The organism is Lactococcus sp. LG1074 (assembly GCF_017309525.1).
GTDB lineage: Bacteria > Bacillota > Bacilli > Lactobacillales > Streptococcaceae > Lactococcus > Lactococcus petauri.
In genome coordinates, this window is record NZ_CP071293.1 from 1,121,109 (window position 1) to 1,140,013 (window position 18,905).

The window sequence follows — 18,905 nt, forward strand, 5'->3', positions numbered from 1 at the left end:
TTAGGCTTGTTTCCCTTCTAGAAAATACTTTTTAAATTCCTCGGGTGCCTCTGTTTTTGAAAGCAAAAAAACAGGTAGCTCTGCCCGTTCAGAAGGCTCATCCCGCAATTTAAGAAGATAACGAAAATCAATATGCTGATGTGCTTTTTCTTCCTTAACTGCATTATAGGGAATATTAATAAGATTCACATCTATAAGACGTGGCGCACCAGCTGTCAAACCTGTTTCTTCATGGAATTCACGTTCTGCCGTCTTATGGGGTTTTTCCCCTTCTTCGACATGTCCAGCAGGAAGTAAGAGTTCTTTTTGATAGGGATGCTCGATAAAATACATCTTCTCCCCTTTAAAAACGACAGCAGACGCCGACAGTTGCAAATCCGGATTCTGTTTTCCCTTAAGTCCTTTTTTGCTGCGTAAAAGAGCAATTACCTGTTCTTGTTTTTTAGAACTTTCTAAAGCTGAAAGTTCACGTATCAAATTATTATACATTAGTATTTTTGGTATATTTTAAAATTTTCAATTAAACGGCGTGTTGCTGCAACATCATGTACACGTAGCACACGTCCACCATCCATCATCATTTGATTTTCAAGAATCAATGTTGACAAAAGGCGCTCGTCTACTTCCATATTCAGAAGATTGGTCATGAAAGATTTACGGGAGATTGCAATCATCACAGGCAAACCTAGGTTCGTCAATAGTTCGGTCGTTTTTACGCGCTGTAAAGAGTCAATCCCTGTTGCTCCACCTGAAAAACCAACGCCTGGGTCTACACATATTTGTGCATTAGCAATATCAAATTGGTTTAATTCTTTTTGTTTTTCTGTAAAATAGGCCGGCAGTTCTTGATAAACGTTATCTGCGTAATTCATGCCCGCTCGCCCATTATTCATGGCAACCAAAGCCGGTTGGTATTCTTGCATCAGCTGTAATTTTTCAGGTGTATCAAAACCATCAATATCATTAATAATATCTGCACCTGCATCCAGCACACGCTGCATAACATAGGCTTCATCAGTGTCTATAGCAATAACAGCCTCGGGAAATGCTTGACGAATATTCTGCAAGGGCTGAGCGAGACGTTGCCATTCTTCTTCTGGCGAAATATCTGCATAACCTGGGCGAGAAGACTTACCTCCAAGTTCGATGACCTGTGCCCCCTCTTGCAAATCCTGTTCCACTCGCTGTAGGATAAAATCCAAATTCAGATTTTCTTCTGCGCCATCGTAAAATGAATCAGGTGTGACATTGACAATAGAATAGACAATCGGATCCAAAGTCAAATCAAAAGAAAAATTCTGTCCTGACCAAATAATCTGATGGCGTTTAAAAATACGCTCCAAAGCCAATTTTTCCTGAGAAGCAGGCCAAATCTTAATCAAATCTGCCAATTCATAAATCGTCAAAAAAGTCAGCAAATCATGCTTGTCTACGAGCGTTTTTGCTCTTACACGGTACAGAAGATTGTCCAATTTGGCTTGTTCTTGACTGCTCATTTCGGTGAAACAGATAGAGATATGCTTCAGAGAAAAGCACTCTGTATTTTTTTCAATGATTTTCATTTCAATTCAAGCTTTCTAAAAATTCAAGACGTGTTTCTCTGTTTTCTTCAAATTCTCCCATAAAGAAAGAGGTTTTTGTTTGAGAATTTCCTTTTTTAACACCGCGCATTTCCACACACATATGACGTGCTTCGACAACAACCGCAACACCTTTGGGCTCTAAGATGTCATTTAAAATTTCCGCTATGTCTCGCGTAATGTTTTCTTGCACTGAAAGTTTATGCGAAACATAGTTGACCAAGCGTGGAATCTTGCTCAAGCCTATAATATTACCGTCTTTAGGGATATAGGCTACGTTGGCCTTACCAAAGAAAGGCAACATGTGATGTTCGCACATCGAGTAAAAGGGAATATCCTTGATTAAGATAGTTTGATCCTGGTCTGTTTTTTCAATCTTAAAGAGTTTATACTCCTCAAATTGCGTTAATTTTTGTGAAGAGAGTATCTCTTCATACATTTTGGCTACACGCTCTGGTGTTTCTAATAGACCTTCCCGATCAGGATCTTCACCTACAGCAGAGAGAATTTCTCGTACAGCAAACTCAATACGTTTTCTAGCGGGCTTTTCCGTCGGAAGCTCTACTATTTCTTGTTCTGTATTTTTGAGTTTTTCAATGGCTTGTTTCACTTCCTGTTCGTATGAGAAACCCGGCTCTAAAATTTCCAAAAGGGGGACAAGAACAAAAAGACGATTAAAAACTTCTTTATGTGGAACAATCAAATCTTCCTCTGAGATCTGATCGTTGCCGTAAAATAAGATATCAATGTCTATCGTACGTGGGCCCCAATGAATCTTGCGTACACGCTTTAATTTGGCTTCAATTTCATGAATAAACGCCAATAACTGCTTCGCTTCAAGTGTCGTTGAAATCTTCACTGCCATATTGACAAAGTCATCTTGTTCCACACCCCCAACAGGTGAAGTTTGATAAAACTTTGACTTTTTATCTATTAAAATAGCCGAATTCTGCCCCAATAAACTTACTGCATCTTGTAAATAAGCTTGCTTATCTCCGATATTACTCCCTAAACTCAAATAAACCGTTTGCATCACTTTCTTGTTTCCCCCTTAGAAAGTCGTAAATATTCTCTAAAAGTTAAATATTTTAACCGACCATTTCAATTTCGACATTGTCAAAGATTCCTGCAATAGGTACAGCCAATTTTCGGACATGTACTTCTACTGTTTCCACTTTGTTGTTTTCTTTAATGGCTTGAATGATATCGAAAGCCAATTTTTCAATCAAATCTGCACGTGAGACTTCAATTATTTCCGCAATTTTTTCATAAAAAGCAACATAGCTCAAAGTTTCATCAAGTTCATCTAAACCCGAATAGGAAAAATTCGTGGTAACAATCAAGTCAATTTCTAAATTTTGTCCCAAAATCTTTTCTTCCGGTAAAACTCCGATATGCGAAAAGAATTTCATATTATTAATCTTAATCTTATACATATTGTTCAATGGCTTTCCAAGCCTCATCAATTCCTGTTTTATCAAAGCTTGAAAAGATCACAAAATCATCTGTGCTGTCAAATTGCAATGCTTTTTTGATTACTGAAACGTGCTTGTTCCACTTGCCACGTGGAATTTTATCAGCCTTCGTTGCAACTAAAATTACAGGAATATCATAGAATTTCAAAAAAGTATACATCAGTTTATCATCTTCAGAGGGTTCGTGACGCAAATCAACGAGAGCGACAACAGCTTTAAGATTAGGTGCTGTTGTGAGATACTCTTCAATCATTTTACCGAACTTTTCACGCTCTTTTTTCGAAACACGAGCATAGCCGTATCCTGGAACGTCTACCAAATGAACCGTATCGTCTACATTGTAAAAATTAAGGAGCTGTGTTTTACCTGGAGAACTTGAGGTACGGGCAAAGTTCTTACGGTTTAATAAAGTATTGATAAAGCTTGATTTTCCAACGTTGGAGCGACCAGCAAGAGCAATTTCCGGCATATCTGTCTCTGGATACTGCTTGGCAGAGGCTGCTGAAATCGTCAGTTGTAAATTATTAGGGTTTATTTTCATTATTTCTCTCTTTCCTTGTGTGTCAACCTCTCTTTAGATAGCTGCGCAAGGTTTATTTAAAGTCTTTTTTGGGGGAAGAAGGAGCATAAATCGCTTCACTTCCTGCCTATTATCATTCTCATTTGCTAAGGCAAAATCAATGATAATAACAAGAAAACCATGAGCACTCATGATTTTCTGTTTTTTATTTTTGAATATAAATGATTTCTGCTTCTGCTTTATCACGCACAGCTGCTTCCGTAATAATCACTTTTTCAATATTATCATGACTTGGTATTTCAAACATGATATCCATCATCACTTCTTCAATGATTGAACGTAAGCCACGTGCACCTGTTTTACGTTCAATAGCTTTTTCAGCAATGGCATGCAAAGCTGCATCCTCAAATTCCAGTTCCACATTGTCATAGCTTAACAACTGCTTGTATTGTTTGATGAGAGCATTTTTAGGCTCAGTCAAAATACTGATAAGATCAGCTTCTGTCAAACGTTCAAGTGCAGCAACTACAGGTAAACGTCCAATAAATTCAGGAATCAATCCGAAAGTTTGAATATCTTCAGCAATGATTTCCTGCATATATGATTCATTGTCAGCCAAGGCTTTATTATTTGTTCCAAAGCCAATAATTTTCTCACCTAAGCGTTGTTTGACAATTTCTTCAATACCGTCAAAGGCTCCGCCCACAATAAAGAGAATGTTTTTGGTATCAATTTGAATCATCTCTTGGTTAGGATGTTTACGTCCGCCTTGTGGAGGGACACTCGCAACTGTACCTTCGATAATTTTCAAGAGGGCTTGTTGAACACCTTCACCGGAAACGTCACGAGTGATAGAAACATTTTCGGATTTTTTAGCAATTTTATCAATCTCATCAATGTAGATGATACCACGCTCCGCACGCTCAATATTGAAATCGCTGGCTTGAAGCAGCTTGAGCAAGATGTTTTCGACATCTTCACCGACATAACCCGCTTCCGTCAAACTTGTTGCATCAGCAATGGCAAAAGGAACATTAAGCGATTTAGCTAAAGTTTGTGCCAAAAAGGTTTTCCCTGAACCTGTAGGACCAATCAATAAGATATTAGACTTTTGGAGTTCAACTTCTTCGTCATCTTTACCTGTAAAATTGATGCGTTTATAATGATTATAAACAGCAACAGCAAGCGCACGTTTTGCACGCTCTTGTCCGATAACGTAACCATTAAGATGATCCAACATTTCTCTTGGGGTCATTACAGGAGTAGTTTCAAATTCTTGAGCCATTTCCTCTCGCATTTCTTCTTCAATCAAATGGCTCGATAGTTCCACACATTCGTCACAAATATAAACACCAACACCGGCGATAAGTTTCTTTACTTCTGGTTGGCTCTTGCCACAGAATGAACAATATATATTTTCGTTTTCTTTTGTATCGTTAGACATTTATTTCTCTTTTTCTAGATTTTAAACATTTTTAGGAAAATAAAGTTCCAAAAAAAGCATGAATGGAATTTACAATATTCGTAAAGGCATTAAGAAGAAAAATAGTTCCTAAGCCCCAGCGCTTTTTGCGGAAGCATTGCAGTGCAAGGATTACACAGATTGCGCATAAAACAGCTGTAAATAAGCCAAAAATAGATTTTGTCACTGCTTTTGTTTCTCCTTCCGCTCATATTTTTCAACGGTAAAGTCATAAGGATTTTGCGCGTCTTTTTTGTGATAATCCGCTGACACTTTTACATACTTCGAAAAATCAAACGTATCAGGGAAATAAGTATCCCCTGCAAATTCTCCATGAACAACCGTTTTATAGAGCGCTGATAGCTCATTTTCGAAAAGAAGGAACATCTCTGATCCGCCAATGATATATAAATCACGCTCTTGATTATTATACCATTCTACAACTTCGGATACACTATGCATGATTAGGACACGGTCGTTATCTTCTTTGGGATAAGTTTCATCTCTTGTAAGAACGATAGTGATACGTCCAGGAAGCACACGCTTATTCATGCCTTCAAAGGTTTTACGGCCCATCAAAATTGCTTGATGATACGTTGTCTTTTTAAAATGTTCGAGTTCCGCAGGTAAGCGCCAAGGTAAATGACCATCGATGCCAATTACTTTTTTCTCGTCCTCTGCCCAGATTGCGTAAATCATTTTATTTCACCTACCTTGCTTTTCTTCAATTGTTTGGAAAAGCCAGTCATCCTCTTAAACAAAGATGTTCCTTTCTTTTGGGATTTTAAGGCCAACTCTTTGATATTCTTTAATACACAAATAGCTGACAAAATTCATAAAGAATTCTTCAAAACCTTATTTATTAACCGTTTGAACAGTTAAGTTCTCGCTGTTCTCTCAGAAGCTTTTTCTCTGCTTTGAGGGATAGAATTACCTTTCCTATTATACCAAAAAACACCTTTTTTTACTTTAATTTTTCTTATTCGGAAAAAAATGTAAAAAATTTCCATTATTTCCTTTACTTTTCCTTAAAGATGTGTTAAGATTACTCTATCAATTAATTTGTTTCAATCAACCCTGTTATGATTAAAGCAAATTAGTCCCCCAACTAGGCTGCTCGCTGAGACCATACTCCGAGCTACCTAGTTTTTATTTTTGTAAAAATGTAAAACCCTTACAAAAACGGAATGGAGAAAATTATGAATCATATTGCACTTTTTGAACCACGCATCCATTTTAACACTGGAAATATTGCGCGGACTTGCGCAGCTACTAATACTACCTTACATTTGATTGAGCCTTTTGGCTTTGAAATTACCGACAAAAATCTCAAAAGAGCTGGATTGGACTATTGGGATCAGGTCAACATTGTCTATCATAAAAATCTGGAAGATTTTATCAACCATGTGGATGGAAAACTCTTCTTAGTGAGCAAATTTGCAGATCAAGTATATTCAGATGTTGATTATACGGAAACTTCAGAAGACTATTACTTCCTCTTTGGACGAGAAGATACTGGTTTACCAGAAGACTTTATGCGGGAAAATGCTGAAAAATGTATTCGCATCCCAATGAACGATGAACATGTACGTAGTCTCAACCTTTCTAATACTGCGTGTATGATTGTCTATGAAGCGCTTCGTCAACAAGAATTTGCTGGTTTGGAACTTAAGCATACTTATGAAAATGACAAACTTAAATAAATTTAGTTTTTCTTCTCTAAAAGAGGAAAGAAATATACATCAAAACGGAAGTTACATTATGTAACTTCCGTTTTTTATTATTTCTTGATTTTCTTAATACGAAGTGTAAGTCCAAACAGGGCTAAGGCCAAGAAAGTAAGTCCTAAAATAAAACTAATTAGAGTCATGCCTTCATTTTCGCCTGCCTTAGGCAAAAATTTTTGCTTTGCTGAAGCGCTTTGATCTTTTTCTCCACCTTGAGGAGTTGCAGTTACTTGAGAAATCGACTTATTTTTTGTATAGACATAAGTGACAGTCTGTACTTGGTTTGTATAACGACCTGCAACATTACCACGCACTTCTTTGAAAGTGTAGCCCTTAATATCTTTCTTTTCAGTGCTATAACCTTCTCCAATAGCTCCTGATTTTACAATATCTTCCGAAAGTGAATGGCCATCCGTATCTATATATTTGACAAGGACTGTTCCACTCACATGGGGAAGTTCATTCTTCGTATAAACATAAGTTACAGTTTGAGCTTGAGCAGTGAACTTACCTGATGCATTACCTTGAACCTCTTTAAATGTATAACCCGGAATATCTTTTTGCTCTGTTGTATACGCTTCACCAATATTTCCTACTTTTACCACATCATCAGAAATTTCAATACCCTCTGTATCCACGTATTTGGCAGTAATATCCCCACCTTTTACCGGTTGAGCTTCTTTTACAGTAACTGTAGCAACAGCAGAATATGTCCCTTGATTTTTAGAGTTTGAAAATAAATTAGGTACAAATCTTGTATACGTGACTTTGTAAGTTCCTGCTTTTGCCGTATCGACTTGCCCTTCAACACTTATATCTGAAAAAGGAACCGTATTGCCATAATAATCTGTAGCACTGTCAAAGTTATCTTCTGGCTGCCATGCCTCACCAACTGTTAACTCTGAATCGTGTACAATAACTGTTGATTGGTCTTTAGCCCCTTCATAAACATACGTCACTGTTTGAGGTTGATCTGTAAATTTACCGGATGGATCACCTTGAACTTCCTTAAAAGTATAGCCTGGAATATCTTTTTGTTCTGTTGTATAAGCTTCACCAATATTTCCTGATTTTATGACATCATCTGCAATAGGCGTGCCTTTTGTATCGACGTACTTCACAGTCACATCGCCTGCGGATATCGTGTAAGGCTGCCATACATAGGTATCGTTCTTCGCATTCGCATTGAAGCTTTGAGTGAGTTGCTTACTTGTCCAAACATCAGCTCCTTGCGGATGCGTAAGCGAACCTGTACCAACATTTTGCCACTTCCCTGTATATTGATTGTTTGCTGAAATTTCTGGAAGCTCCACGTTCACACTATCCGTAACCCAAAAACGGAATTTATCGCTAAGTTTTAGCACCTTTAAAGAAGTTGTATTTTGGAAGAAACGCGACATCTCATAACCTGTTATCCATGAATTTTCAAGTTGTGTCATATCAAAACCTGAAAGATCAAGAGCTTCTAGAGAAGAATCTCCCATAAAGACACCTTGGGCAGAATATAAAGGGGTTAATCGCCATTGAGACAAGTCAAGTTCCTTTAATTTGGGCATTTCCTAAAAAGCATAAGTAATTGCAATCATATTCGAAACATTCCAATTAGAAACGTTTAACGATTCCATATTTGTCGCACCATTAAGAAAAGAAAAAATTGTTGTAACATTCGATACGTCCCAAGAAGTCAAGTCAAGACTCGTCAAGCTCGCACAACCGCCAAACACCCGTTGCATCTCAGTGGTATGAGAAGTATTAAGCTTTTCAATACCTTCAATATGAGTGACATTTGCTAAATAATCAAATAGATTACTGAGTAAATTTCCAGCAATAACATCACCTTCAAAACGGATACTTGTTATCTGTTTGCTCCATTGATACCAAGGACTCATTCTTAGTCCGTTTTGGTTAACTGGGGTGTCAGAAAATGTTCCAGATCCAATATGTAACACACCAGATGAATCAACTCTCCATGGTGCTGTCCCAAAAGTTCCTGATGCAATGTCATTAGAGTCCGCTTGGACTTCAACATTTTCTGAAGAAAGCTCTGTGGTTACTGCTGGTGATTCTGCGATTTTCGGAGTTTCAGCAATAACTTGTAATGTTGGTGAGAGAGCTCCCAATAATATCGTGCTTAAAGCAATGGCCTGAGTCATTTTTTTCATTATTCATCCAATTTCCCTTGATATTTCGTTTGCGCGAAAAAGTACGGTTTGTTGGAAACAAAAAACCTCGATACTCCCGGGAATAATGCTTTTCTAACCGGTCGTTTCCTATAGGAAATCATTTATGGGCTATTGCACAGACAAGAAAATAAAGGTATAATAAAGATGTATCGGTTATGTGAAAAGAGATGTGTTAGAAAAACCGTACTTTTATTGAAATATGCTTTTTGAACCTCAGAATAGTAAAAAACAGCTCGTTATAACGGGCTGTTTTTCTTATGTTCTTTATTTTACTGTGTGAATTCTGTTGAAGTTAAGTTGACTTTTGATTTACGCTCTGAATTTAAAACGAGATTAAGCAAGATAGCTGAAACAGTACTTACAACAATTCCATTAGAAAGGAAGATTTGTGCCCAACTTGGTAGACTTACAAAAAGGTTGCTTGAGTTAAAACCAACGCCCATCCCAACTGAAACAGCGACGATAAGCAGGTTTTGATTATCTTTGTAATCTACTGTTCCAAGCATATTCACACCTTGCATGGCAACCATTCCAAACATGATGAGCATGGCTCCACCAAGTACGGGAACTGGAATAAGTTGAGCAATTGCCGCAAACTTAGGAATCAACCCTAAAACAATCAGGAAACCAGCAGTGAAATAAATAGGCTTACGGGATTTAATACCTGACAACTGTACTAAACCAACATTTTGTGAGAAACCTGTGTAGGGGAAAGTATTGAAGATTCCGCCAAGCAAAACAGCAAGGCCTTCTGAGCGATAGCCATTACGCAAACGTTTTTCAGATAGTTCCTCACCCGTCAAATCAGACAAAGCCAAGTAAACACCTGTTGATTCAACCATTGAAACAATGGCGATAATAATCATCATCACACAGTCCACCAGATAAAAACGTGGCATTGCCATGCGGAAAGGAATAGGCAAGTGTGCCCAAGGTGCTTGATTGATCGCAGAGAAGTCCACCATATGTAAGCTGGCGGCTAAAATTGTTCCTGCAACTAGACCAATCAAGATAGCAATAGAACGAATGAAGCCTGTGGCAAAGATATTTACCAAGACAATGACTAAGATGGTAAATCCCGCAAGCAAGAGACTGTTGGCTGTAGGAGATGCTTCGTTATTTCCCATATTTCCTACCGCAACAGGAATTAAAGTTAAACCAATCGTGGTAATTACTGAACCAGTCACAAGTGGTGGGAAGAATTTACGAATTTTAGAGAAAACACCTGCAAAAGCGATAACGAAAATACCTGAGGCAATTAAGGCACCAAACATCGCACCATCACCATGCTTTTGGCCAATAATAATCAATGGCGCAACGGACTGAAAAGCAACACCCAAGACAACTGGAAGACCAATCCCAAAGTTTTTGGTCATCTTTAATTGCAACAAAGTCGCTAAACCACACATAAAAATATCAGCTGAAATTAAGTAGGTTAACTGCAAAGCACTATAATTTAAAGCTGAGGCAATCATGATGGGTACTAAGATTGAGCCCGAGTACATTGCAAGTAAATGCTGCAAACCTAAAACTGCAGCTTGACCGTTGGCTTGTCTTTTTGTATTAAACATTTCTTCCCTTCTCCTTCTTAATCCCAAGCAGCATCATCTGCTGGTGCAAAGACGACTTGACCTGACTCAAACTTTTCAATACGGGCTAGAGAAGTCACGGTTAAGCCTTTCTCCATCAAGAGGTCGCGTCCTGTTTGGAAACTCTTTTCAATGACAATACCGATACCGGCAACTTGTGCGCCCGCTTGTTTAATCAGCTCTTCGAGACCAAGCGCAGCTTGACCATTTGCCAAAAAGTCGTCCACAAGTAAAACAGTATCTTCAGAAGAAATAAATTTACGAGAAATTGAAACTGTTGAAGTAATTTGTTTTGTAAATGAAAAGACCTCTGTTGTCAATAATTCTTCGTTCATTGTGATATTTTTGGATTTTTTAGCAAAAACCATGGGTACACCAAGTGCTTCTGCTGCATAAAGCGCCGGTGCAATACCGCTTGCTTCAATCGTTACAACTTTAGTGATATTTTTATCTTTGTAAACTTCAGCAAAGCGTACACCAATCGCTTTCATCAACTCATAATCGACCTGATGTGTAAGGAAGCTGTCCACTTTTAATACTTGGTCTCCCAAAACTTGCCCATCAATTGCGATACGATTTTCCAATAACTTCATAACTTCTCCTATAACATTTATCACTCAAGACTGGCTTTAGTTTTAATACGCACAAAAACTCTACCTGATAAGGTAGAGTATTTCTAGACGACAAAAAGAAGATATTATTTACGACCTTTAAACTTAAACGATGAAAGTTTCTATTTAAAGATAAAACTGCACAAATAGAATCCTCTTATTGTCCTGCCTTTACGGTGCAGGGTAGAAACACTTAGCCATATCCTAAGCATAAATAAGATTTTTAATATTGATACAGTATATCGCATTTTATTATTTTTAGCAAGAAAATATCGAAATAAATAAAATTTTTTCAAATATTCATCAGAATTGTTCGGAAATTACTTATTTTTTAGCTTCATTTACCAATTGTGAAACTTCTTTTTTGGTTAAGCGACGGTAGCGACCAGGGACTAATCCATCTAAACTTAACGGTCCGTATTGAACACGGCTAAGTTTTTGGACAGGTAAACCAACTGCAGCAAACATTTTCTTCACTTGATGATTTTGTCCTTCATGGATGGTCAAGCTAACAAGCGAGCTGTTTTTCGCCTTGTCCTGTTTCATAATCTCATAACGTGCTGGGCTCACCTTTTTACCCTCGATGGTCATGCCTAGGGTCAAGGGACGCAAGTTTTCCTTATTGGCTTGTCCCTCAACCTTAGCGATATAAACCTTTTCAACACCGTGGCGCGGATGTGTCATCAAGTTTGTAAATTCTCCATCATTAGTCAGCAACAAGAGACCACTTGTATCCCAGTCTAAACGTCCGACAGGGTAAATGCGTTCCTTTCCTGAAGGGAGCAAATCCATAACGGTTTGACGGCCCTTATCATCGCTTGAGCTAGAAATATAGCCACGCGGCTTGTTCAGCATATAATAAACAGGTTCTTCGTTATAAACAGCAACACCGTTGACCTCAACACTATCTCCTGACTCTACTTGATAGCCCAGGTTGGTCATTGTAACGTTGTTGACAGAAACTTTTCCTGATAGAATAAGTTCTTCTGCCTTACGTCGACTGGCAACACCTGCATGTGCCAAAAATTTATTGATTCTCATTTAATTCCTCATTTTCGTTAAATAATACTTGTTTTTCGCCAATAAATTGGCTTTCATCTATTTCTGGTAGCTCTGACAAGTCATTGATACCAATATAATCTAAAAAGAACTCTGTTGTGCCATAAAGTCCTGGACGACCAACGACTTCAAGCGTGCCTGTCTTTTCTACCAAATCATAAGCACGCAGTGTTGAGAGCGTTCCACTAGAGTTGACACCACGTAATTGATCGATTTCCAGGCGCGTAATCGGCTGTTTATAGGCAATAATCGAAAGTACTTCTAAGGCAGAACGTGAAAGACTTTGATTGAGGGGTGTCTTCGCATAGTTTTTAAGGATGTCTGCAAAGATATCTTTCGTTGCTAATTTATATTTCCCAGCTGTTTCGATAATGGTTAGCGCAGATTCTTCATCGCCTTGATATTTCTCAATAAGGCGCTCAATTTGTTGTTCACAAGCAAACTTACTCATACCCGAAAGCTCTGATAATTGGTTTAACTCCAGCCCTTCTTCACCCGCAACAAAGAGTAACAGTTCCAAAGTGGCTGTCTTATTCAGATTGTTCATCTTTCGTTTGTCCTCTTTCTAATAGAATTTCACCAAAAACTTTTTCTTGTTTAAACGTTACTTGTTGTGTTTTTATGAGCTCTAACAAAGCCATGAAAGTGGTCAGAAGCTCTTCTTTCGATGTCTTCTTCGAAAATAAAGAACTAAACTTGCACGTCTTTTTCTTTAAAAAGTAACGGGACAACTCCACTATTTTATCGGAAATTGAGAATTGCTCTGCCTCTATTGTTGTATTTTCATCTGTGAAGGACTGTTTTTGTAAGGCTAAAACATTGCTGAAGGCCAAAAATAAATCTAGACTGTTATGATCTTGTAAAAGTACCGCATCTTCACCAATAATTTCCGTTTTAGCTTTGGAATAATACTGGCTACGTGCCTCATGCATCTGAGCGATATCTTGGGATAAAGCTTTATATTTTCGATACTCATCGATTTGTGCCAGCAAATCTTGTTCCAGCTGTTCAGTATCTTCGATGAATTCTTCAGCAACTGTAGGCAAAAGACGACGGGATTTTATCAGCATTAACTGACTCGCCATGACCATATATTCACTGGCAATTTCTAACTCCAAGGTTTTCATAGCCTTCAAAAAGTTCAAATATTGCTCAATGATTGGAACCAAAGGTACCTCAAAAATATCAACTTTATATTGCCCAACCAAGTGCAAAAGTAAATCTAAAGGGCCTTCAAAATCATTGATTTTTATCTTTATTTCTTCACTCATTTATAGTATTTCTCTAAAGTAGTTGTTGTAGATAGCCCTAGAGCTTCTGCTAATTCGTATACAGTTTTGCCCAGCCGCACTTGCTGTAAGATATATTGTTCGCGTAATTCTTTTGCTGTCAAATCCGTATATTTTTTTAGTTCTAAATAAAGAAATTGACGTGATTTGGTAAACAATTCATCCGCGTTGTTTATTCTTTGGGTATAGAGTGCAAACTTATCACGTATTGGTAAGACACGCTTTAATCCAGCCTTCTCAACAGTAAGAATTCGGAATTTCCAGTTGAAATTTTCCCACCGTAAGTGCTGTATTTCTGAAAAAGTTAAACCAAACTCAAGGATTAAAAATGCTAAGAAATGACCAGGAGAAGTCACCGGTTTATAAACGGATGACATATTCTTGATTTCTAATTTTTTCTTTACTTCTTTCTTTGGCGCATTTACCTGCTGAATTTTATGATACTCTTTCAGTAAATTTTTATCATAAAGATAGAGTAGAAACTGATTTGCACTTGATATCTTGCGGCGTTGTGCTGCCACAGCCAATTTTTTCAAAGATTGGCGATAAAGCATGAGCGACTCACGAGAAATTGTTCTTTTCTCAAAAAACTCGGCAAAATTTCGTAAATCATAAAGATAATTTGATTTGGTATTTTCTGAAAAATTTTTGCTCTCTAAAAAATTAGGAATTTCGTTCGATAATATCATATTTTTTACTAAATTCATGGGCAAAAGCGTTAATGGCTTTGAGAATTTCTTGACGTGCAATAATCCCCACAAACTCAGTTCTTTTTACCACAGGTAAGAAAGGCTCTTTGACCAATTTATGCAAGATTTCTTCCAAAGGTGCTGAAGGGGATACTGTTTCTATTTCAGTGTCCACAATCTCCGCTATAGGTGTATTCATCGATTTTTCATAAAAGAAATCTTCACCCATCTCAAATTCGACAATATCTGCAAGCCCTAAAACGCCTACAAACTCTTTATCTTTAGTGAGGACAGGTACTCTAGAATATTTATACTGACTGAGCAATAATTTTGCATGAGAAATATTGTGTTCGTCACATAAAATAGCTACGTCATCAGCATCTTTTATAAATGTTTCGCTTTGTTCTAAGAAATATTTTTCAATAGCTTTATCAATCATTTTCACTCTACCTCTTTTTTCTAAAGCTCAAAAGTAAATTGTAGACCCGGAATTTCCTGATGCTCTAAATCGTGATAAGAAACCTTATAGCCATCTTCTAATACTGTGACAACGGCGTACATTTTTATATTGATATTTCCTCTAGGTTGACTTACTGAACCAGGATTAATATACAAAGTGTTTCCTATCATTTGTGCAACAGGCTGATGGATATGGCCAAAAAGTGCAATATCCGCTTCTTTTTCTTCTGCAAAGTAAGAATAACGATCAAGCCCTAAGCCAACATAAAATTGGTGGCCGTGCGCGATAAGGACTTTCTTTCCTTCGACATCCACCATTTTTATCTCAGAATAGCCTTCATCGTAATCGCAATTTCCTGCAACTACATTGATCCCTTGCCATATATCATCATTACTTGGCAATTCAGAATCACCGCAATGAAACAAAGCTGATGCTGTGCCTTCATATCTTTTTTTGATTTTTTTAATTACATCACGATCAGTGTGTGAATCACTCATTACAACAAACATTGAAGACTCCTTTTAGCTAACACTCATGCCTCGTTTTATTTTTTAATGTGCTCCAGCCATTCTGGGAGTTCTGTCATTAATTTTTGTAAAGCTTGACCACGATGTGAAGCTGTATTTTTTTCTTCAGCACTAAGCTGAGCAGCAGTTCGGTCTGATGTTCCCACCAAAAAGATAGGATCATAGCCAAAACCATTTTCTCCTTGCGGCGTAAGGCCAATACGACCTTGCCAGTCTGCTTCAACCACCAAACTTTCATGGCCTGGGTAAGCAGCAACTAATGTCGTATGGAAATGCGCTGTCCGGCGTTCCGGCGTGATTGCCGTTGAGGCTAACTCATGGAGAAGTTTGGCAATATTTTCCTCATCCGTTGGATTAGGTCCAGCAAAACGATGACTCCAGACACCAGGCAAGCCCCCTAAAACATCTACACATAAACCAGAATCATCACCGATAACAACTTCGCCAGTAATTTCAGCAATTTGTTCTGCTTTGAGACGTGCATTTTCTTCAAAAGTCATGCCAGTTTCAGCGATATCTGGTAACTCAGGATAATCTTTAAGATTTTTAATTTTGTAGCCAAATTCTTCAAATAGACGTTTGAATTCCGCGGTTTTCCCGTCGTTACGTGTGGCGATGAGCAGGGTTTTTTCAGCAGATAATTCCGTGTGCTGTGCAATAATTTTCCCAGAACCAAGCCATCTGTCCGCAATTGCTTGGAAATCTTCTGCCTTACCTGTTGTATAAAAACGGTGATGGAGACTTTGACGTTCTTCACCGTTGAGATCAAAATAGTTGAGTAAAACAGTGATATCGCGTACAGTTTCAGAACCACTGTCAATAAGCTGAACATTTGGCCCCATTTCTTTTTGGATGAGTTTGCGCAAAAGAGGATAATGTGTACAGCCCAAAATCAAGGTGTCTACTTTACCAACCATTGATTTTAAAGCCTTCGCTACTATTTCTTGAGCCTCTTCCGAATCCGCACCGTTGGATTCAACCAGTGGTACAAACTCTGGGCAAGCCAAACTATGCACATCAACACTTGATGATTTGAGCTGAATAACTTTACGATATTGATCAGAATTAACCGTTGCTTGTGTCGCAATTACGCCGACTTTCTTGGTGATTGTTTTTTGAATCGCACTTGAAGCACCTGGTAAAATCACACCTATGACAGGAATATCAAGAGCTGCTCTTACTTCTTCAATTGCAACTGCTGTCGCTGTGTTGCAAGCGAAAACAATCATTTTTACATTTTTAGAAAGCAAAAAATTGACCATATCCCAAGTGAAAGCAGTAATCTGCTCATTTGAGCGTGGCCCGTAAGGCGCACGTTGCGTATCACCGATATAGACAATTTCTTCGTTTGGTAATTGACGGAGAATCTCGCGAACAACGGTCAAGCCTCCAACTCCTGAATCTAGTAAGCCAATAGGTCTGTTGTCCATAAATACCTCCAAAATTTACTTTTTATCTTATTTTTTCTTAGTGTCTGCTTGTTTAGCTGCACTACGAATTTGACGAAGCACTTGTTGTACTTGTGCTTCAGATGGTTTGCGTCCCATGGAACCCATCATCATACGTACTGCATCTTCATTCAATGGTGGGTTATCCATCAAGAGCTTTTTAGTTTGTTTTTGTGTAAACCAAGCGCCCCCAGCAAAACCAGCAATGGCAAAGACAATCATAAGTAAAATTGCAACAAATAAATTCATTAATACTCTCCTACAAGAAAGCTATAAAATCGCTTTCGTAATTTTTACTCCTTATTATATCAAATTTAGACACATTTGTCAGCTGCAGATTCCTCTCACAATTTTTGAATCTCTTATTTATTATTCAAGAGTATAAATCCAACCTTCTGGGGCTTCCTTATCGCCAAATTGAATACCAATAAGTTCATTGTATAAGCGTTGCGTCACTGGGCCGACTTCTGTTTCTGAATAAAAAACATGGTGTTTATCTTGATCATCAATAGCACCAATCGGTGAAATGACTGCAGCTGTACCACAAGCACCTGCTTCGACAAAATCATCTAACTGATCCACAAAAACGTCACCTTCAATAGCTTTCATTCCCAAACGCTCTTCAGCCAGTTGTAATAAAGAATATTTCGTGATAGAAGGCAAAATTGAAGGGCTTAACGGCGTGATAAACTCATTATTCTTGGTAATCCCAAAAAAGTTTGCTGCACCCACTTCTTCAATCTTAGTGTGCGTGGCAGGGTCAAGATAAATTACATCAGAATAGCCAGCTTCATGTGCTTTTTGTCCTGGTTCAATCGAAGCGGCATAGTTCCCCCCGACTTTTGCCGCACCTGTACCATGTGGCGCTGCACGGTCATAATCACGGGACACGAGGAAGTTTGTTGGCACAAGACCACCTTTAAAGTAAGATCCTACGGGAACTGCAAAAATTGTAAAGATATATTCATCTGCTGGTTTTACCCCAACAAGGCCGCCCACACCTATTAATAATGGGCGAAGGTAAAGCGTAGCTCCAGTTCCGTAAGGAGGGACGAAGTCTTCATTTGCCTTAACAACTTGTTTTACGGCATCGATAAACTTATCTGTTGGCACTTCCGCCATACGTAAGCGACGTGCTGTAGCTTGTAAACGCTCAGCGTTGCGATCAGGACGAAAAAGATTTATTTTTCCGGATTTTGTACGGTAGGCTTTGAGCCCTTCAAACCCCTGTTGACCATAGTGAAGCGCTGGTGAGCCTTCCGAAAGGTGCAAGGTTGCATCGCCTGTAAGTTTTCCATCATCCCATTTTCCATCTTTAAAATGTGAAATATAGCGGTAAGGCAACTCTCTGTATTCAAAACCTAAATTTTCCCAATCTAATTCAACTGTCATTCTTTTTCGTCCCCCATTTTTATCGACATCTTTTTCCATAAAGCCAAACTTCATGGTATTTGTTATAATTAATTATTATAAGCTATTTTGAATGTGATTTCAACATAAATTCAGAAAATTATAGAAATGGAAATAAAATGAATATTCTTAGAATAAACTTTCAAGAACTCGGACAACTCTTGTTGGATAAATTAATCTACGTCTTTTTAGTCAGTCTTTTGTTTTTTATTTTATACCGGATCAGCGTCCGCATCGTAGAAACGCTTTTCAAAAACTACAGCAATCGTTCTTGGGCAGACGCTTCTCGGATAATGACTTTAGCCCGCTTAACTAAAAGTGGTTTAACTTATCTGACAGCTTTTCTCTGGATCTATACTACCCTCTCTATTCTTGGTGTTCCTGTAGGAAGTGTGCTTGCCGGTGCTGGTATTCTCGGTGTTGCTCTTGGTTTTGCGGGGCGTGATCTCGTCGCCGATATCATCAATGGCTTCTTTATTATCGTCGAACATCAGATTAATGTGGGCGATTGGATTCGCTTTGAAAATCTAGGTATCGAAGGGGAAGTCACTGCTGTAGGTATTCGCTCAATCACTTTAATTTCAGATGATGGCGCTACAGCCTTTATCCCTAACCGTAATATTGAATCCTTGAAAAATTTCTCTTACAAAGACCGGACGATGAACTTAGATATCCCAGTTACAGCCGAGAACTTAGAAGCGATGAAAGCTCAAATCCTTCGTGTGAACGCTGAATACCCTCAAGTCGTTTACAATGGGATTATCACACGGGACGAGAGCATTTTTATACGGAGTTTGCTCACGGCGAATCTCAGCGAAATAAATGGTTTACGGATGGAAATCATGAACAAATATTATACAAAATAAGCAGATCATC

General features: G+C 38.2%; 20 protein-coding genes, 1 pseudogene and 1 riboswitch. Of the genes and pseudogenes, 2 read left to right on the top strand and 19 right to left on the bottom strand.

Going from position 1 to position 18,905, the window contains the following annotated elements; genetic code table 11:
• The 7 genes from J0J36_RS05555 to J0J36_RS05585 all read right to left on the bottom strand — a co-directional run bounded on the left by J0J36_RS05555 (position 1) and on the right by J0J36_RS05585 (position 5,736).
• A complete protein-coding gene (locus J0J36_RS05555; RefSeq protein ID WP_019291710.1) occupies positions 1-489 on the bottom strand; it encodes an NUDIX domain-containing protein in 489 nt (162 codons plus the stop codon).
• The gene (folP, locus tag J0J36_RS05560) at positions 489-1,562 is read right to left on the bottom strand and encodes a dihydropteroate synthase (RefSeq protein WP_153924898.1); all 1,074 of its coding nucleotides are present in this window, start codon (positions 1,560-1,562) and stop codon (positions 489-491) included. Before folP ends, J0J36_RS05555 begins: the two co-directional genes overlap by 1 nt.
• Before the next feature lies 1 nt (position 1,563).
• Entirely contained in the window at positions 1,564-2,613 is a 1,050-nt protein-coding gene (folE, locus tag J0J36_RS05565) for a GTP cyclohydrolase I FolE (protein WP_019291712.1), read from the bottom strand.
• A 55-nt stretch (positions 2,614-2,668) separates the two neighbouring features.
• The gene (gene folB / locus J0J36_RS05570; RefSeq protein WP_004257097.1) at positions 2,669-3,016 is read right to left on the bottom strand and encodes a dihydroneopterin aldolase; all 348 of its coding nucleotides are present in this window, start codon (positions 3,014-3,016) and stop codon (positions 2,669-2,671) included.
• Positions 3,009-3,596, bottom strand: a complete 588-nt coding sequence (yihA, locus tag J0J36_RS05575) for a ribosome biogenesis GTP-binding protein YihA/YsxC (RefSeq protein ID WP_004257096.1) — start codon at positions 3,594-3,596, stop codon at positions 3,009-3,011. The genes folB and yihA overlap by 8 nt, the downstream gene beginning before the upstream one ends.
• A 184-nt stretch (positions 3,597-3,780) precedes the next feature.
• Positions 3,781-5,019: an ATP-dependent Clp protease ATP-binding subunit ClpX gene (gene clpX, locus J0J36_RS05580; RefSeq protein ID WP_004257095.1), complete on the bottom strand. Its 1,239-nt coding sequence runs from the start codon at positions 5,017-5,019 to the stop codon at positions 3,781-3,783.
• A gap of 201 nt (positions 5,020-5,220) precedes the next feature.
• Entirely contained in the window at positions 5,221-5,736 is a 516-nt protein-coding gene (locus J0J36_RS05585) for a dihydrofolate reductase (RefSeq protein ID WP_019291714.1), read from the bottom strand.
• A 500-nt stretch (positions 5,737-6,236) separates the two neighbouring features.
• On the opposite strand from J0J36_RS05585, the gene J0J36_RS05590 reads away from it, so the two are divergent.
• A complete protein-coding gene (locus J0J36_RS05590) occupies positions 6,237-6,740 on the top strand; it encodes a tRNA (cytidine(34)-2'-O)-methyltransferase (protein WP_004257093.1) in 504 nt (167 codons plus the stop codon).
• Between the two features lie 77 nt (positions 6,741-6,817).
• Here the strand turns inward: J0J36_RS05590 and J0J36_RS05595 are convergent.
• The 12 genes and pseudogenes from J0J36_RS05595 to J0J36_RS05650 all read right to left on the bottom strand — a co-directional run bounded on the left by J0J36_RS05595 (position 6,818) and on the right by J0J36_RS05650 (position 18,011).
• A pseudogene (locus tag J0J36_RS05595) lies at positions 6,818-8,926 on the bottom strand (MucBP domain-containing protein).
• Positions 8,927-9,216: 290 nt separating this feature from the next.
• Positions 9,217-10,518, bottom strand: a complete 1,302-nt coding sequence (locus J0J36_RS05600) for a nucleobase:cation symporter-2 family protein (RefSeq protein ID WP_019291717.1) — start codon at positions 10,516-10,518, stop codon at positions 9,217-9,219.
• Between the two features lie 17 nt (positions 10,519-10,535).
• The gene (locus J0J36_RS05605; RefSeq protein ID WP_014024832.1) at positions 10,536-11,129 is read right to left on the bottom strand and encodes a xanthine phosphoribosyltransferase; all 594 of its coding nucleotides are present in this window, start codon (positions 11,127-11,129) and stop codon (positions 10,536-10,538) included.
• Positions 11,130-11,287: 158 nt separating this feature from the next.
• Positions 11,288-11,385: riboswitch (purine riboswitch) on the bottom strand.
• A gap of 86 nt (positions 11,386-11,471) precedes the next feature.
• Positions 11,472-12,188: a pseudouridine synthase gene (locus J0J36_RS05610; RefSeq protein WP_004257079.1), complete on the bottom strand. Its 717-nt coding sequence runs from the start codon at positions 12,186-12,188 to the stop codon at positions 11,472-11,474.
• Entirely contained in the window at positions 12,175-12,744 is a 570-nt protein-coding gene (scpB, locus tag J0J36_RS05615) for an SMC-Scp complex subunit ScpB (protein WP_100205809.1), read from the bottom strand. The genes J0J36_RS05610 and scpB overlap by 14 nt, the downstream gene beginning before the upstream one ends.
• Positions 12,737-13,477, bottom strand: a complete 741-nt coding sequence (locus tag J0J36_RS05620; protein ID WP_019335889.1) for a segregation/condensation protein A — start codon at positions 13,475-13,477, stop codon at positions 12,737-12,739. Before J0J36_RS05620 ends, scpB begins: the two co-directional genes overlap by 8 nt.
• The gene (gene xerD, locus J0J36_RS05625; protein ID WP_004257070.1) at positions 13,474-14,184 is read right to left on the bottom strand and encodes a site-specific tyrosine recombinase XerD; all 711 of its coding nucleotides are present in this window, start codon (positions 14,182-14,184) and stop codon (positions 13,474-13,476) included. Before xerD ends, J0J36_RS05620 begins: the two co-directional genes overlap by 4 nt.
• The gene (gene cbpB, locus J0J36_RS05630; RefSeq protein WP_014024836.1) at positions 14,159-14,623 is read right to left on the bottom strand and encodes a cyclic-di-AMP-binding protein CbpB; all 465 of its coding nucleotides are present in this window, start codon (positions 14,621-14,623) and stop codon (positions 14,159-14,161) included. Before cbpB ends, xerD begins: the two co-directional genes overlap by 26 nt.
• Before the next feature lie 20 nt (positions 14,624-14,643).
• A complete protein-coding gene (locus tag J0J36_RS05635; RefSeq protein WP_004257065.1) occupies positions 14,644-15,153 on the bottom strand; it encodes a metallophosphoesterase in 510 nt (169 codons plus the stop codon).
• Positions 15,154-15,188: 35 nt separating this feature from the next.
• Positions 15,189-16,601 (bottom strand): glutamate racemase, encoded by a 1,413-nt coding sequence (gene racE, locus J0J36_RS05640; protein WP_019291720.1) that lies wholly within the window; start codon positions 16,599-16,601, stop codon positions 15,189-15,191.
• Between the two features lie 27 nt (positions 16,602-16,628).
• Positions 16,629-16,868, bottom strand: coding sequence for a YneF family protein (locus J0J36_RS05645; protein WP_004257058.1), 240 nt, complete (start codon positions 16,866-16,868; stop codon positions 16,629-16,631).
• Between the two features lie 120 nt (positions 16,869-16,988).
• Entirely contained in the window at positions 16,989-18,011 is a 1,023-nt protein-coding gene (locus J0J36_RS05650) for a branched-chain amino acid aminotransferase (RefSeq protein WP_029343514.1), read from the bottom strand.
• A gap of 137 nt (positions 18,012-18,148) precedes the next feature.
• Here J0J36_RS05650 and J0J36_RS05655 point away from each other — a divergent pair, with 137 nt between their 5' ends.
• Positions 18,149-18,895, top strand: coding sequence for a mechanosensitive ion channel family protein (locus J0J36_RS05655; RefSeq protein ID WP_004257051.1), 747 nt, complete (start codon positions 18,149-18,151; stop codon positions 18,893-18,895).
• Positions 18,896-18,905 lie beyond the last annotated feature (10 nt).

Bases quoted from the DNA above. Each gene is read 5' to 3' on its own strand.
- J0J36_RS05650 (WP_029343514.1), bottom strand. From the start codon at position 18,011: ATGACAGTTGAATTAGATTGGGAAAATTTAGGTTTTGAATACAGAGAG.
- folE (WP_019291712.1), bottom strand. From the start codon at position 2,613: ATGCAAACGGTTTATTTGAGTTTAGGGAGTAATATCGGAGATAAGCAA.
- cbpB (WP_014024836.1), bottom strand. From the start codon at position 14,623: ATGATTGATAAAGCTATTGAAAAATATTTCTTAGAACAAAGCGAAACA.
- clpX (WP_004257095.1), bottom strand. From the start codon at position 5,019: ATGTCTAACGATACAAAAGAAAACGAAAATATATATTGTTCATTCTGT.
- J0J36_RS05605 (WP_014024832.1), bottom strand. From the start codon at position 11,129: ATGAAGTTATTGGAAAATCGTATCGCAATTGATGGGCAAGTTTTGGGA.
- folB (WP_004257097.1), bottom strand. From the start codon at position 3,016: ATGTATAAGATTAAGATTAATAATATGAAATTCTTTTCGCATATCGGA.
- folP (WP_153924898.1), bottom strand. From the start codon at position 1,562: ATGAAAATCATTGAAAAAAATACAGAGTGCTTTTCTCTGAAGCATATC.
- J0J36_RS05645 (WP_004257058.1), bottom strand. From the start codon at position 16,868: ATGAATTTATTTGTTGCAATTTTACTTATGATTGTCTTTGCCATTGCT.
- J0J36_RS05585 (WP_019291714.1), bottom strand. From the start codon at position 5,736: ATGATTTACGCAATCTGGGCAGAGGACGAGAAAAAAGTAATTGGCATC.
- J0J36_RS05655 (WP_004257051.1), top strand. From the start codon at position 18,149: ATGAATATTCTTAGAATAAACTTTCAAGAACTCGGACAACTCTTGTTG.
- J0J36_RS05555 (WP_019291710.1), bottom strand. From the start codon at position 489: ATGTATAATAATTTGATACGTGAACTTTCAGCTTTAGAAAGTTCTAAA.
- J0J36_RS05620 (WP_019335889.1), bottom strand. From the start codon at position 13,477: ATGAGTGAAGAAATAAAGATAAAAATCAATGATTTTGAAGGCCCTTTA.
- J0J36_RS05600 (WP_019291717.1), bottom strand. From the start codon at position 10,518: ATGTTTAATACAAAAAGACAAGCCAACGGTCAAGCTGCAGTTTTAGGT.
- racE (WP_019291720.1), bottom strand. From the start codon at position 16,601: ATGGACAACAGACCTATTGGCTTACTAGATTCAGGAGTTGGAGGCTTG.
- J0J36_RS05590 (WP_004257093.1), top strand. From the start codon at position 6,237: ATGAATCATATTGCACTTTTTGAACCACGCATCCATTTTAACACTGGA.
- J0J36_RS05635 (WP_004257065.1), bottom strand. From the start codon at position 15,153: ATGTTTGTTGTAATGAGTGATTCACACACTGATCGTGATGTAATTAAA.
- J0J36_RS05610 (WP_004257079.1), bottom strand. From the start codon at position 12,188: ATGAGAATCAATAAATTTTTGGCACATGCAGGTGTTGCCAGTCGACGT.
- xerD (WP_004257070.1), bottom strand. From the start codon at position 14,184: ATGATATTATCGAACGAAATTCCTAATTTTTTAGAGAGCAAAAATTTT.
- yihA (WP_004257096.1), bottom strand. From the start codon at position 3,596: ATGAAAATAAACCCTAATAATTTACAACTGACGATTTCAGCAGCCTCT.